This window comes from Simiduia sp. (genome assembly GCF_058345725.1).
Genome location: NZ_JBTUOC010000041.1, coordinates 58,419 through 73,253 on the forward strand (window position 1 = coordinate 58,419; position 14,835 = coordinate 73,253).

13 protein-coding genes are annotated in these 14,835 nt (G+C 50.4%); 7 read left to right on the forward strand and 6 right to left on the reverse strand.

Annotation, left to right across the window (positions count from 1 at the left end; genetic code table 11):
* Positions 1-238 precede the first annotated feature (238 nt).
* From mnmE to rpmH, 5 genes are all read right to left on the reverse strand, one after another.
* On the reverse strand, positions 239-1,603 hold the full coding sequence (mnmE, locus tag ACW8F6_RS10110; protein WP_491575739.1) for a tRNA uridine-5-carboxymethylaminomethyl(34) synthesis GTPase MnmE: 1,365 nt from the start codon (positions 1,601-1,603) through the stop codon (positions 239-241).
* Between the two features lie 63 nt (positions 1,604-1,666).
* Positions 1,667-3,316 carry a membrane protein insertase YidC gene (gene yidC, locus ACW8F6_RS10115; RefSeq protein WP_491575740.1) on the reverse strand — a complete coding sequence of 550 codons (1,650 nt, stop codon included), beginning with the start codon at positions 3,314-3,316 and terminating at the stop codon, positions 1,667-1,669.
* Entirely contained in the window at positions 3,306-3,560 is a 255-nt protein-coding gene (gene yidD / locus ACW8F6_RS10120; protein ID WP_491575741.1) for a membrane protein insertion efficiency factor YidD, read from the reverse strand. Before yidD ends, yidC begins: the two co-directional genes overlap by 11 nt.
* The gene (gene rnpA / locus ACW8F6_RS10125; protein WP_491575742.1) at positions 3,557-3,925 is read right to left on the reverse strand and encodes a ribonuclease P protein component; all 369 of its coding nucleotides are present in this window, start codon (positions 3,923-3,925) and stop codon (positions 3,557-3,559) included. The genes yidD and rnpA overlap by 4 nt, the downstream gene beginning before the upstream one ends.
* A gap of 21 nt (positions 3,926-3,946) precedes the next feature.
* Entirely contained in the window at positions 3,947-4,084 is a 138-nt protein-coding gene (gene rpmH, locus ACW8F6_RS10130) for a 50S ribosomal protein L34 (RefSeq protein WP_253358135.1), read from the reverse strand.
* A gap of 613 nt (positions 4,085-4,697) precedes the next feature.
* Between rpmH and dnaA the strand changes: the two genes are divergently transcribed.
* From dnaA to ACW8F6_RS10165, 7 genes are all read left to right on the forward strand, one after another.
* Complete coding sequence (dnaA, locus tag ACW8F6_RS10135; RefSeq protein WP_491575743.1) at positions 4,698-6,122, forward strand: chromosomal replication initiator protein DnaA; 1,425 nt, start codon at positions 4,698-4,700, stop codon at positions 6,120-6,122.
* A gap of 87 nt (positions 6,123-6,209) precedes the next feature.
* Positions 6,210-7,313 carry a DNA polymerase III subunit beta gene (dnaN, locus tag ACW8F6_RS10140; protein ID WP_491575744.1) on the forward strand — a complete coding sequence of 368 codons (1,104 nt, stop codon included), beginning with the start codon at positions 6,210-6,212 and terminating at the stop codon, positions 7,311-7,313.
* 37 nt (positions 7,314-7,350) lie between these two features.
* Positions 7,351-8,457 carry a DNA replication/repair protein RecF gene (gene recF, locus ACW8F6_RS10145; protein WP_491575745.1) on the forward strand — a complete coding sequence of 369 codons (1,107 nt, stop codon included), beginning with the start codon at positions 7,351-7,353 and terminating at the stop codon, positions 8,455-8,457.
* A 13-nt stretch (positions 8,458-8,470) separates the two neighbouring features.
* Positions 8,471-10,885 carry a DNA topoisomerase (ATP-hydrolyzing) subunit B gene (gyrB, locus tag ACW8F6_RS10150; RefSeq protein WP_491575746.1) on the forward strand — a complete coding sequence of 805 codons (2,415 nt, stop codon included), beginning with the start codon at positions 8,471-8,473 and terminating at the stop codon, positions 10,883-10,885.
* A gap of 316 nt (positions 10,886-11,201) precedes the next feature.
* A complete protein-coding gene (locus ACW8F6_RS10155; RefSeq protein WP_491575747.1) occupies positions 11,202-11,390 on the forward strand; it encodes a carbon storage regulator in 189 nt (62 codons plus the stop codon).
* Between the two features lie 253 nt (positions 11,391-11,643).
* Positions 11,644-12,357: an AHH domain-containing protein gene (locus tag ACW8F6_RS10160; RefSeq protein ID WP_491575748.1), complete on the forward strand. Its 714-nt coding sequence runs from the start codon at positions 11,644-11,646 to the stop codon at positions 12,355-12,357.
* A complete protein-coding gene (locus ACW8F6_RS10165; RefSeq protein WP_491575749.1) occupies positions 12,354-12,911 on the forward strand; it encodes a hypothetical protein in 558 nt (185 codons plus the stop codon). The genes ACW8F6_RS10160 and ACW8F6_RS10165 overlap by 4 nt, the downstream gene beginning before the upstream one ends.
* Here ACW8F6_RS10165 and ACW8F6_RS10170 read toward each other — a convergent pair.
* Entirely contained in the window at positions 12,898-14,466 is a 1,569-nt protein-coding gene (locus tag ACW8F6_RS10170; RefSeq protein WP_491575750.1) for a hypothetical protein, read from the reverse strand. The genes ACW8F6_RS10165 and ACW8F6_RS10170 overlap by 14 nt on opposite strands.
* Positions 14,467-14,835 lie beyond the last annotated feature (369 nt).

Below are 14,835 nucleotides of genomic sequence, written 5' to 3' on the forward strand. Positions count from 1 at the left end.
GCCATTTTGGCCGCACTAAATAGTCGCTTTTTACTCAAGGCTAGTCTTCAGTTTTTAAGCTACTGGCCCACAAAGTTATCCACACCCTGGTTTTTTCACAGCTGAAATATGCTTTAAAACAATGGTTTAGTGGATAAACCTGTGAATGAATGTTAATAACTTGCTGGTAAGCGGTTGATTAGGTTGGAATTTGATCAATGCCAACCTTTACAAAAACCGATATTGGGTGGGGATTGGATTATTTACCGATACAAAAAGAGGAAAATATTTTTCCCAATAGCGCGTCGGCACTCAGATTACCTGTTATTTCGCCGAGGGCTTGTTGCGCGGCACGTAGATCTTCGGCCAGTAGTTCGCCGGCGCCATAGCCATTGAGCTGCGCCTCTCCCTGTTGCAGGTGTTCACCGCAGCGCTGAAGTGCGTCAAGGTGGCGCCGCCGTGCCGTAAAACTGCCTTCAGTGCTGCTCTGGTAACCCATGACCTCTTTCAGGTGGTCGCGCAGCAGTGACATACCCTCGCCAGATTTAGCACTCAACCCCAGAACAGCGGGCGATTGACTGTGCCACCCCACGCGGTTGCCGGGTAAGTCTGCCTTGTTGATGATGGTGGTGATTTTTGCGGGATCCAGTTGTGCTGCCAAGGTTGGCAGGAGTGTTGTCACCGTATCGGTTTGGTAGTTTTCACGGGTTGGGTCCTGCACGATTAGAATGCGGTCGGCCGCAAGGATGGCTTCGAGGGCACGGGCAATGCCGATTGCCTCTACCTGGTCCGGGTTGTCGCGCAAGCCGGCGGTATCGGTGATGTGCAAGGGCATACCATCCAAATGGATGTGTTCGCGCAGGAGATCGCGGGTGGTGCCTTCGATGTCGGTGACGATAGCGCTGTCTTTACCGGCCAGCGCGTTGAGCAAGCTGGATTTGCCAGCATTAGGGCGGCCTGCGATGACCACCTGCATGCCGTCGCGGGTCAAGCAACCTTGCTGTGCTTCCTGCAGAACTTTGTCCAAGGCGGTTTTAATGTTTTCCATTTGCTGTGCCACGTGACCGTCGCTGAGAAAGTCTATTTCCTCCTCCGGAAAGTCGATGGCGGCTTCCACATAAATTCGCAGGTTGGTAAGTTCGGTCAATAGTGTGTTGATTCTTTCCGAGAACGCGCCCTGTAGGCCGTTCAGAGCGTTGCGCGCCGCTTGTTCGGAGCTCGCATCAATCAGGTCCGCGATGGCTTCCGCCTGTGCTAAATCCAGCTTGTCATTTAAAAAGGCGCGCTCGCTGAATTCCCCGGGTCTGGCCATGCGCGCACCCGCTGCCAGGCACGCCTGCAACAACCAATCCATTACTATTGGTCCGCCGTGGCCCTGAAGCTCTAGGACATCTTCGCCAGTAAAGGAGTGTGGACCTGCAAAGTAGAGTGCAATGCCTTGGTCGAGTATGTTGCCCTGCAAATCCCAGAACTTGCCGTAATGAACCCGCCTGGGGCTTGGCCGGGTACGCAACAGTTGCTCGGCGATGGCGGCGGCGCTGGGGCCCGATACGCGCACGATGCCCACGCCTCCTCGGCCGATAGGTGTGGCGATGGCGGCGATGGTGTCTTTTGTGTAGGGCATAAAAAAGGGGCCATTGATTATGGCCCCTGATTATATCTAACTCTGAGTGGTTGGCGCCCAATCTTAGGCTTGGCCACCAGCTTCTATCTGTTTGGTAATCACGTACTGCTGCACGATGGAAATCGTGTTGTTGGCTACCCAATAGAGCACTAGGCCAGCAGGGAACCACATAAACATGAAGGTCATAAAAATAGGCATCATCTGCATGACTTTCGCCTGGGTTGGGTCCGGCGGTGTGGGGTTCAATCTAAATTGAATGAACATGGTTAAACCCATGATGACCGGCAGTATGAACCAGGGGTCGCGCACAGACAGATCTTCAATCCAACCCAGGAAGGGCGTGTGGCGCAACTCGACGCTTTCCATTAATACCCAGTAAAGGGCAATGAAAACTGGCATCTGTACCAGCACCGGCAAACACCCGCCCATGGGGTTTACCTTTTCTTTTTTGTACATTTTCATGAGCTCGGCGGACATCTTTTGACGATCGTCGCCGTAACGCTCTTTTAGATCCTGCATTAGTGGGCCAAGCTTACGCATTTTAGCCATAGAGCGGTAGCTGGCGGCTGATAGCGGGAAGAATATTGCTTTAATAACAATTGTTAATGCAATAATTGACCATCCCCAATTGCCGATAAAACCGTAGATAAAGGTCAAAAATTGGAACAGTGGCTTGGCAATCCACCACAGCCAGCCGTAGTCCACGGTGAGGTCTAGGTAGGGTGACATTTCCTCGAGGGCATAGACGTCTTTCGGGCCCACGTAGAAAGCGGCTGTCATTTCGTGTTGGTTACCCGGAGCAACTTCAACGGCCGGTGCGGTATAACCCATGAAATAGAGATCGGCCGTTTTAGATTTGCGCAGGCTGAAGGTGTTTTCTTGCTCGGGGTTGGCTATCCAGGCACTGATGAAGTAGTGCTGTACCATGGCGACCCAACCGCCTTGCACCGATTCTTTTACGCTGGCCTCGGCCATGTCTTCAAAGTCGACCTTCTTGTATTTTTCATCCTTGCTGGTGATGGCGGCGCCCAGGTAGGGATTCATGCCAAATCCTACGTCGGTGGCGACGGTTTGGCTGTCGCGTTTGATTTGCGCATAGAAATTGGCGCGCCAATTTTCGGAAGATTGGTTGTTAATAAGGTAGCTCAGATTTACCAGGTAGCTGTCGCGGGTAAAGCTATAGCGCTTAGTGATGGTGACGCCGTCTTGTTGGTAGTTCAGATCCACCACTAGCTGATCGCTGTCGCCCAAGGCGTAAGTATCCTGCGAGCTGGAGAAAACCGGGCGCTGGCCTTTACCATCGGTACCGTTTGGGCCAACCAAGCCGCTTTGGGCTATATAGGTATGGCTTTCTGTACGATTTAACAGAACAAAGGGTTTTTTCTCATCCAGTTTCGCTAAGTGTTTTGGCAGGGCGGCATAGACGATATCGCCGCCTTGGGTATCGATTTTTAGGACCAGGTTGTCAGTAGTTACCGTCACCAACTTTTGAGTGGCGCTATGGGTGACAGGGGCCTCTTCACTCGAAACCACGGGAATGTCGTCGTTGGCCTCGGGGGTGGTTTGTGGTTCTACCGGCGCAGAGAGGGTGGTTTGCGCTTGAGCGGGTGTCGCTTTGCGACGGTCGTCAAAGGCCGCCCACTCGCGGACCAGCATAAGGGTCACTGCCGCCATACCGGCGAGCAGCAGGTATTTAATCCAATCAGTTTTCATGTTGTTTGCCGTTATCGGGATGAGATTCGGGGTTACCCGGAACCGGGTCAAAACCGCCGGGGTGCCAAGGGTGGCATTTTATAAGGCGGGCGCACATTAAATAACCCCCTTTTATGAAACCGTGTCTATTTATAGCTTCTTCTGCGTAGTGGGAGCAGGTTGGGTGGAATCGACACTGGTTACCGACCCAGGGGCTGAGTAGTAGGCGGTAGCCGTGGATGAGTTTGATCAGAAGCCAGCTCATGGCTGTACAGGGGCGGCTTTTTTGATTAGTCGATTAAATTGCTGGACTAGCTGGCGCTGAAAAGTGGCGTTATCTAGTTGATCCAGCCCTTTGCGTGTTAAGAAGACACAGTCAATAGGCGGTAATTGATGTTGATAGGCTCTGAACGTTTCGCGCACTAGGCGCTTGAAGCGATTGCGTTCTACGGCAAGTCGTACATTCTTTTTTGCCACAACTAAGCCCAGCCGCGGATGATCTAATCCATTGCTGCGAGCAAGAAGCATAAAGTGTTGGTGTGAAGCGCGGAAAGGTGCCTGATCAAAGACCGGCTTGAAGTCACTGGGGGTCAGCAGTCGTAGCGCTTTGCCGAACGTAAAGCTGGGCACCCCAGAACCTCGATAAGGGAATTAAGCACAAACCAGTTGCTTACGACCCTTGGCGCGACGTGCTGCCAGAACCTTGCGACCGTTTTTGGTAGCCATACGGGCACGGAAACCGTGTACACGGGCGCGCTTCAGATTGCTGGGCTGAAATGTTCTTTTCATGGAACTAAAACCTGCCAAATAGTGAGCTTGGGTATTACTCGCTCACCGTTACTCGATCTATACAGAGTGCGGGCGTGCGAAAAGAGGCGGGATTCTAATGAATTCAGCGGGTTAAAGCAACGCTATATTCAGGTTTTTTGCGGTCTGTAGCCCGACTGTATCGCCCGCCACAAGATGTAGTGGTTGGCTTGGATGCGAACAGCTAATGGGGTTGAACTACACTGCTTTTACAAAAGATATTCACAGATTTACCCACAGGTCAAGTTGTAGATGTGCACAGGTTAAATTGGTCAGGGGGGCGTTTTTTTTCACCGGAATTCTAGCTAAGTTGTTGAAATTAATGCGTAAAATATTTTATTTGGCCATTAGGTAAAAACATCTGTGGATAACTCTAGCCTGGCAGGAGGTCACGGGTTAGAATATTGCCCTTGAAAAAAGACGGGCTTTCGGTCGTCTTCTGTGGTGGCAGGATAACCACCTATTTCTGTTTGATAGTGGCATACCAACAGGACATTCGCTTAACGCTGGAGTTGGCGCTGTCTCGATAAATGCGTCACTGCGAACACCAATATCACAATTTTTGCCGCAGCCAATTCTGTTGGGGGATAGCGCTTTGCCTGAATCTGTCTGGAATCATTGTATAACTTGCCTTCAAAGTGAGTTGTCGCCAGAGCAATTCAATACATGGATTCGTCCTTTGCAGTTAGACCAGCACGCGAGTGCCGGCGAAATTGCGCTGCTCGCACCCAATCAGTTCATCAAGTCCTGGGTGAGCGATAAATTCCTCAATCGGATTATGGAACTGGTGGCCGAGTGCGCCGGTGATCGCGATACGCGCGTGGTACTGGGCGTCGCGGCCAACTCATTGGCACGCCACAATCGCTCGGCGCGGGTATCTACACCGACGCCGCCGCAAGTCAGTCCTCAGGTTACCCGCGAGATTCTGCCTACGCCTGCGCCTATGGCTACCGAGCCGAGAGCGGACCGCGACGTGGATGTGGAGGGTGGGCTGAAACACCAACATCGGTTGAACACCCAGTTTACCTTTCAGCGCTTTGTGGAAGGCAAGTCTAACCAGCTGGGTTTAGCGGCGGCGCGGCAGATTGCCGAGAACCCGGGTGGCGCTTACAACCCACTGTTTATATACGGCGGCGTGGGCTTGGGCAAAACCCACCTTATGCACGCAGTAGGCAATGCGTTAATTGAAAAGAACCCCAATGCCAAGGTGTTGTACCTGCACTCAGAGCGCTTTGTTGCGGATATGGTTAAAGCCTTGCAGCTTAATGCCATCAACGATTTCAAACGCTATTACCGGTCCTTAGATGCGTTATTGATTGACGATATTCAGTTTTTTGCCGGTAAAGAGCGCTCACAAGAAGAGTTCTTCCACACCTTTAATGCGCTATTGGAGGGCGGACAGCAGATTATTCTCACCTGTGATCGCTATCCACGCGAGATAGACGGCTTAGAGGAGCGGCTGAAATCCCGCTTTGGTTGGGGTCTTACAGTGGCTGTGGAGCCGCCTGAATTGGAAACGCGCGTTGCCATTCTGATGAAAAAAGCTGCCCAACAGAATTTGGCGCTGCCGCACGATGCCGCATTTTTTATTGCACAGCGAATCCGCTCCAACGTGCGCGAGCTCGAGGGTGCGCTCAAGCGTGTGGTTGCCAATGCCAACTTTACCGGTCGAGATATAGATGTGGAGCTGGTGCGCGAGTCTTTAAAGGACCTCTTGGCGCTACAGGATAAGCAGGTCTCAATTGACAATATTCAACGCGTGGTGGCCGAGTATTACAAAATTAAAGTGAGCGACCTGCATTCTAAACGCCGGAGCCGTTCTGTGGCTCGGCCGCGCCAAGTTGCCATGAGTTTGGCCAAAGAGCTGACCAACCACAGCCTGCCGGAAATTGGCGAGGCGTTCGGCGGGCGCGACCATACAACGGTATTGCACGCCTGCCGCAAGATAAAAGAACTCCAGGAGGAGAGTGCAGACATTCGTGAAGACACTAAAAATCTGCACCGTTTATTGACCACCTGAGTGGGCCGGTGCCCACAGTTTTATAGCAACTTCTATATAATAAGCAGCAGCTACTGCCAAATTTAGGCCTATAAAAAGAGACCGGATATGAGATTTTCAGTTTCCCGCGATTCACTCTTAAAACCACTGCAGTTGGTGGCGGGTGTTGTTGAACGCCGCCAAACCTTGCCGGTGTTATCCAATGTATTGATTCAGCTTGAAGGCGATCGCCTAGCGTTGACGGGTACTGATCTGGAAGTGGAAATTGTTGGGCGCATCCAGCTCGAGCAGCCGGGAGACTCGGGTGAAATTACCGTACCGGCCCGTAAGCTTGTGGATATTTGCCGCTCGCTGCCCGATTCAGCGGTAATCGAATTTATAGAAGACAGTCAAAAGCTGGTGGTTAAAAGTGGCCGCAGCCGCTTTACCCTGTCTACCCTGCCGGCCAATGATTTTCCCAATGTGGAAGACGGCCCTTCAGATTTGCAGTTCACCTGTGCTCAGAAAGACATCAAACGTTTGATTGATCGCACAGCCTTTGCCATGGCGCAGCAAGACGTCCGCTACTACCTGAACGGTATGTTGTGGGAGGTGACACAAGGTCAATTGCGTGTGGTAGCCACCGACGGGCACCGATTGGCCATGTGCACTCGTCCAATGGATATACAGGCAAATGAGAAGGTACAGGCAATCTTACCGCGCAAAGGTGTGATAGAGCTGGCGCGGCTGTTGGGTGACGGAGACTCTGCTGCCGAGATAAAGTTGGGTGGCAGTCATATTCGTGCCATAACGCCGGAGTTTACTTTCACCTCAAAATTGGTAGACGGTAAGTTCCCCGATTATGAGCGGGTGTTGCCAAAGGGCGGCAACCGTATCGTGATAGGCGTTCGCGATGAACTTAAACAGGCCTTTGGTCGCACAGCTATCTTGTCTAATGAAAAGTACCGCGGTGTGCGCTTGCAGCTGGATGCCGGCCAACTCACCATTGTTGCTAATAACCCTGAACAAGAAGAGGCCGAAGAAACGGTCACGGTGGATTACACCGGCGAAGCCATGGAAATTGGCTTTAATGTCAGCTACTTATTGGATGTCACCTCAGTATTAGGCTCGGAAAACGTCAAGATTACCCTGGCTGATTCCAACTCCAGTGCACTGCTGGAGGAGCCCGAAAGCGGGGACTCCGCTTACGTCGTTATGCCAATGCGCCTCTAGATAATTGGATAAGGAGGGCGCAATGCCCTCCTAGCCCATGCCGTTATCCTCTCTGCAAATACATCACTTCCGGAATATATCTGCGGCGACCCTGCAACTTCACCCGCAAGTTAATCTTTTTTATGGCCAAAACGGTGCCGGTAAAACCAGTGTCCTAGAGGCAATTGCACTATTAGCGCGGGGTAAATCCTTTCGGTCCCACAAGTTAAAACCCTTGATTCAGCAGGGGCAGGGGAGCGTTACCTCCTTTGGTCGGTTTACCGATGAACAGGGCGCGGATTACCGTGTGGGCGTAGAGCGCAATCAGCGGGGTACGGATCAATTTAAGGTAAATGGCAAGCCCGTCCTTTCAGCGGCAGAGTTGGCGCAATTGATACCGCTGCAAACCATCTACTCCGACACTTTTGCGCTCTTGGCGGGCGGTCCAGGGGAGCGGCGACAGTTTTTGGATTGGCTGGTGTTCCACGTGGAACACGATTTTATGGGGTGCTGGCGAGAAGTCCGTCAAGCGCTCAAACAACGGAATAGTTTATTGCGTTCTGGTAGAATAACCGCAGATTTGCTGGCCCCTTGGGATAAGGCGCTGAGCCGCTTTGGCGAGCGATTGGATGTCCTTCGCAGCGAGGTGTTTACCTTGTTTCGGGACGAGTTGTCGTTGCTTCTAGCGCCCTTAGAGGCGTTTAACGACCTGACTATAGAGTATGTTCGCGGTTGGGATTCAGCACTGCCACTTGAACAGGCTTTGTCGGCAAATAGCACGCGTGATCACCATTTAGGGCATACCTCGGTAGGTCCGCATCGAGCGGATCTAAAGATCCGTATGGGTAAAGCAGCTGCCGAAGAGGTGCTTTCGCGTGGACAGCAAAAACTGCTGGTTTGTGCTTTGCGAATCTGTGCAGCGCGTGTTTACCTCGCTCAAAAAGGCAGGCGTTGTGTGTTTCTGGTGGATGATCTGCCATCAGAGTTAGACCCGGAAAACAGGCGTCGACTGGCGCAGTGGCTATTGGATTTGCAAGGCCAGGTGTTTGTAACGGGTGTAGAGCGGCAAGACCTTGAGTCTTGTTGGCAAGAATTAGTGGTTCCCCGGAAAGTGTTTCACGTGGAACACGGTCAAGTGACCGCAAACGACCAAAATAACGTTTAGATGGAGTGACAAGATGTCGGAACAAAAGAACTACGACTCGTCCAGTATCAAGGTCCTTAAGGGCCTTGATGCCGTCCGGAAGCGGCCTGGCATGTACATTGGTGATACCGATGACGGTACTGGCCTCCACCACATGGTGTTCGAAGTTGTAGATAACTCCATAGATGAAGCCCTGGCTGGCTATTGCTCGGAAATCCGGGTGGTTATCCACCCAAATGAGTCCATTACTGTGTCGGACAATGGGCGCGGCATTCCCACTGAAATGCACGACGAAGGCGTATCAGCTGCCGAAGTTATTATGACCGTACTGCACGCAGGCGGTAAGTTTGATGACAACACCTATAAGGTTTCAGGTGGACTGCACGGTGTGGGCGTATCCGTTGTTAACGCCCTGTCTGAGGAACTAAAACTCACCATTCGCCGCGGCGGCAAGATTCACGAGCAGGTCTATCACCACGGAGTCCCTCAGGGCCCGCTTGAAATCGTGGGCGACGCTGTTACCACGGGTACCCAGGTCTTCTTCAAACCTGCGTCGACCACCTTTACCAACATAGAATTTCATTTCGACCACCTGGCAAAACGCCTACGCGAGTTGTCTTTCCTAAACTCTGGCGTGCGCATCGTGCTAAAAGACGAGCGCTCCGGCAAGGAAGAGGTGTACGAGTATGCGGGCGGATTGCAGGCCTTTGTGGAGTACTTAAACACCGCGAAAAACCCGATTAACAAGGTGATGCACTTTACCAACCAGCGCGATGACGGCATCGCCGTGGAAGTGGCTCTCCAATGGAACGACAGCTTCCAAGAGAATATCTACTGCTACACCAACAACATTCCCCAGCGCGATGGCGGTACCCACCTGGCAGGCTTCCGCGCCGCGCTGACTCGTGGCTTGAACAGCTACATTGAGCGGGAAGGCCTGGGCAAAAATGCCAAAGTGGCCACCACCGGCGACGATGCCCGCGAGGGATTGACAGCTATCATCTCCGTCAAAGTGCCCGATCCCAAGTTTTCATCCCAAACTAAGGATAAGCTGGTATCGTCCGAGGTGAAAACCGCCGTAGAACAGGAAATGGGGCAGGCCTTTAACGACTACCTGCTGGAAAATCCCTCCGAGGCGAAGGCTATCGTCACCAAGATGATCGACGCCGCTCGCGCCCGCGAGGCCGCGCGCAAGGCCCGCGAAATGACGCGTCGCAAGGGCGCGCTGGATATCGCCGGCCTACCCGGTAAACTGGCCGACTGCCAGGAAAAAGACCCAGCGCTGTCTGAACTTTACCTGGTGGAGGGTGATTCTGCCGGTGGCTCTGCTAAACAGGGCCGCGATCGCCGCACCCAAGCCATCTTGCCACTCAAAGGTAAGATTCTAAATGTCGAAAAAGCCCGTTTTGACAAAATGTTGTCTTCGCAGGAAGTGGGCACACTGATTACAGCCCTTGGTTGCGGAATCGGTACTGCCGAGTTCAATCCAGAAAAACTACGCTACCACTACATCATCATCATGACCGATGCCGATGTGGATGGTTCGCACATCCGCACCCTATTGTTGACCTTCTTTTTCCGCCAGATGCGCGAACTGGTGGAGCGTGGGCATATTTACATCGCTCAACCGCCGCTCTACAAGATTGCCAAGGGCAAACAGGAGCAATATCTAAAGGACGACGAAGCGCTGACTGCCTACCTGACCCAGGCGGCAATGGAGAACAGTAGCCTGCATGTTAACGCCGATGCCCCCGGTATCAGCGGCGCTGCGTTGGCCAGCTTGGTAGAAGAGTACCGCCGCGTGATGCGCATTATCGATCGCCTGGCCCGTGTTTACCCCACCGATGTATTGGAAAGCCTGATTTATCTGCCTTCACTTTCGGTAGAGGCCCTGAAAGATCATGCCAAGGTAGCCGAATGGTGCGACGTGCTGTCTAAGGCTCTTGAACATAAAGCCACAGGGACACACCGCTTTAAGGTCTTCCCCAAAGAAAATCTCGAGCGCCACATATTTGAACCGCGCATCGAGGTCATTGCCCATGGCGTGCCTACAGATTACGACATGGCTTTGGATTTCTTCGGCTCCAAGGAATACCAAGCGATTATTGATCTGGGTAACAAGCTCAATGGTCTGTTGGAAGAGGGGGCTTATATCAAACGGGGCGAACGCACCTTTGCCACCACCAGCTTCAAAGAGGCGTTGGAGTGGCTCATGGCTGAATCGCGCAGGGGCTACAACATCCAGCGCTATAAAGGTCTGGGCGAAATGAATCCGGGCCAGTTGTGGGAAACCACCATGGACCCTGAAAGCCGTCGCATGCTGCGCGTTACCATTGAGGATGCCATTGCCGCCGACCAGATATTTACTTGCCTGATGGGCGATCAGGTGGAGCCCCGTCGCGATTTCATTGAATCCAATGCGTTGCAAGTGGCCAACCTGGATGTTTAAAACCCACCGTTGTCGAATCTCACTTTAAGTGAAATGAAATCTCAAATGGGTGAAATGGAATCTCATTTGAGTGAAATGAAATCTCACTTTAAATGAAATGAATGTAAGATGGGGTTGGCCGCAGAGGTTACCCCCTCCAGAATTGACTAACCTAAAATGAGATAACCCATTGAATTATTTTTATAAATCAATGGGTTATGGTTACAGCTAGATGAGCTACGTCCGGTACAAGGCTATGTTCCGAGTACTCTGAAGTGATATGCTAAAAATACAAAGGGCAGTGACGCTCTAATTTGGCAAATCAAGGATGAAATCTATGCTAGTTCTTAGCTTAACCCCCCAAACCTCTCTTCGTATAGGCGACGATATTACTATTCAGGTCAAACTCCCGGATGGTCAACATGGTTCGACGTTGTCAGAAGTTTCACTAGCGATAGAAGCGCCACATGAAGTAAAAATACTGCGTCAGGAACTATTCCGATCAAATAATCCTGCAGAAAACTGAATCAAACAATTTGGTTTATTGGTGTTTATTACTTGCCTATTGAGTGAAGGCTCCCCTTGGAAGAACAACGCCACATATGCGGGTACTAACCTATCGCGATGCCTGTGTGCATCGCCTATCCCCTGGTCTGTTAGTTGGGTAACTCTTAATCTGCCAGTGTAAGTTCAATCTAATAACTGGTGCGCTCGTTTCGTAGTATTCAATAGTGAAAGACATATAAAATTCTGGTTTTCCATGACAAACGGATTTTGCCATGTACCGCAGTCAACCCGATGCGCCTAATGCACCCGTAAAAGCAGCTACCCCGCTAACTTTGGCGATACAGGAATATCAGGATAGAGCTGATAAATATCACCAAGAAGCGATAACTTCTCGGTCAGCATCTCCAGAAGAAAAACTTCGCCTGCAGCAGCAGTGGAAAGAGGCTAAGAAACACCTCGATATGCTTCGAATGAAAATCGACTCAATGGCAGCCGTCGAGGATGGTTTAGCAAAATACAGAGCAGAGTTTAACTGTTTAGATTCTGAAGAGCGGTTGGCCAAAATGAGGGCTGAAAAGCACCATCCGACCACAACTCTTCGCAAAAACTTAATTGCTGAATCCGATCCTCCACCAACAGCTGAACACGTTGCACATCATATCGTTATGGGTAAAGGGCGTTGGCGGAAGCGGGATATGACCCGCGTTAGATTACGTCTTTTTGACTGTAATGTTAGGATTAATGACCCGAGAAATGGGGTTTGGCTTCATCCAGATGTCGTCGAGCATTGGGCTACACCAAATAGCCCTATTCATGACCCCCTTCACGGATACAACTACGAAACTTGGATTATTACTCATATGAAACTGACGTTGCCAGAAGAGATGTTTCTCAAAGCCTTAAAAAAGCTGAAGGGACAATTAAAGGATGGCGGTTATCCTGAAAAGCTTTTGGAACGAAAGGACGCGAACTGGAACGGACAATGACCCAAATTTATAGCCTTTCCACTAATCTGTCTGAGTACAAGGAAATTCCCCTTGATGCAGAAGATATCGCTGAGCAATTGGATGCCGAGGCGAATATCATGGCCTTTGTCTACATGGGTACCAAGGACAGACGTTTAGCGGAGATATGGGGGCCTGTTACTACACACTTTGAACCTTCTCCCGCCTACCCTGAAGCCATAAAGATTCCGAGTATTAGCGTTTGGAGCGGCCCAAATTTGCTTTTATCAGAAAGGGCATATGCTGTATTTCGCTTGATGCTAGCTGACTACGGTGAGTTCTTGCCGATCAAGATCTCAGGTTTTACCTACTACATATTCAACAATTTAATGGATATGGAACCTGACCTGTCGAAAAGTTCGTATATTGATCCAGACACACAAGAAGTTGAATCGTTAGTCTTTGGTCCTGATGCCGATCAAAAACTGGTTTTTAGGAGTCGGTGGGAAGGGTGTTCTACATGCTTTTGCAACGAAAAGTTCAAACAGCTTTGTGAAGAGTTCGAACTAGACGGCCTCGAATTTAAGGCAGCATAGGATCATTTTCCTGACCTTGAAATGCACTAAATTTAGGGCGTTTCAATGGTTCGTGAGAGATAGGAGTCTTCAGGTAATTATTTTCGAATGATTTGTAAAGGCCAGCGTTGCCGCTCTCTCTAATCACCAACTTCACGTCATTTGCTTCTTTATAGGCGAGAGTATATTTCGAAGGGCTGACTGCAGCTTTCCTTTCCTGTAGGCGATCTATCGATGTTTGTGAAAGCTGCCCAGTGGTCCAAAACTCAAACTTTGGGATCAGGTTTTTCCAATCTGGGTGCGCTCTTGAAGCCCCCAACATCACAGGTACACGTTTGACCAGCCAGCGTTCCACCTCTTCGTCCGGAACCAATGAATTGGGAGCATATCCTTTACACTCAATAAACCGAATCTCCGACCCAGGTCTTATAGCTACGACGTCGCACTCACCTTGTCTTCCCTGTCCATCATTGCAGATGTAGTTTAGTCGTACATCACCATATGAGGGACGTAAGGCTTCAGCGACAATAAACTCAAAAAACGCCCCTCTCATGTTAGCGACTGCTCCCTCTACTTTGGATAGTCGGGAGAACATTTGGTCAAATTTATCAGGATCAAAGACCAAATCTGCGATTCTAGAAAGTGCGCGTGTGAGGTAGTTGAACCCTTCAGCGACATCCTTTCCAAAGAGGTGAGTAATCGTTGCAGGAATAGCCCCTGCTTGCTTTAACGTAGTAAAAGCTTCATTGCTGTAGCTGTCTGCAACGAATATCTGAAGGCACCGACCTACGTTTTTCAGTGCTCTAATAGAGCGGCATTTGTTGATAAAAGGTTTAATGCCTTCAAGAGTCATGGCGCTGAAGCACAGATCACAGGCTATAAACCCGGGCTTAGCAATGCCATCGTTGCTGTTTAGTAAGGCGCCTAGATAGGAAGGCGCTGCTAGATCCCAATTGAACGTGCCGACCTTAGGCTGACTTACATCCATGTTCCGTGTTTCCACCAATCCGTAACTAACAAATCCGAGCTTCTTCAACCAGGTCGCGATACCAGAAAGCAGGATGTCCTCGGTAAATAGCCTGGCTCGGAGGCCTACTATTAATTCTTCGTAGTAGTGGTCTTCACTTTTAACAATAGCAACGCAGGCACCAATTTTTTTAACTTCTAAGATTTTCACAAGACCAGAACTAACTAAGCCATTCAAAACTGACTCTGAGGAAAGACGCTTTTTTTGCTGTATTGGCGAACCGCAAGCAATAGAGAAATGGTTTTTAGGTAGGATACCCCCACGTTGATGCAACGCGGCAAGGGCAAGCCCATACACGGAGTTCGCTTCCTGCAATGTCTTAATCAAACTCTCCCAGTAGACGGGCGACCCAAAGTCTTTCTTTAGATAGATAAAGAGCTCGCCTCTGGCCAGCTTTATGTAGCTTAACCTCGATGTGTTCTGTGTACCCCTTGAGGCTCTTTTTCGCGCTGCTTCTCGGCTTATTCCGTGTATATCCATTAGCCGTGCAACTATCTTTGAGCTTGCACAGGGGCCTTCGCGTTCCAAAGCGCTTTCTAAAATATCCATGCATAATCCTTTTGTCACACTGCGCTATTAATAATTACATTACATGTGTCAACAGGTGTATAAAAGAGAAAAGAGAGGGGCAGTAAAATAGCGGCCTCCAGAGCAACAAAGTTCATATTAACTACTTTATGTCACAGTCACCAATATGATTGAAGGTGTACTTGGCCGATATCTTACTCGAAGGCGTGGCACAACTACCTGATAGCGACCTGTATCCGGTAATACTAATGTCCCCACTTTCTTACATGTGGTCTTTCAGACTCGCTTCCCGGCCGCTGCATTACCTGGCTAATCTTAATGGGCACCGATGGATAGTGATGGTGCGTTTGTGGGACTGTGTTGAAACTACCTGCCGTGCTCGAAAGAGAT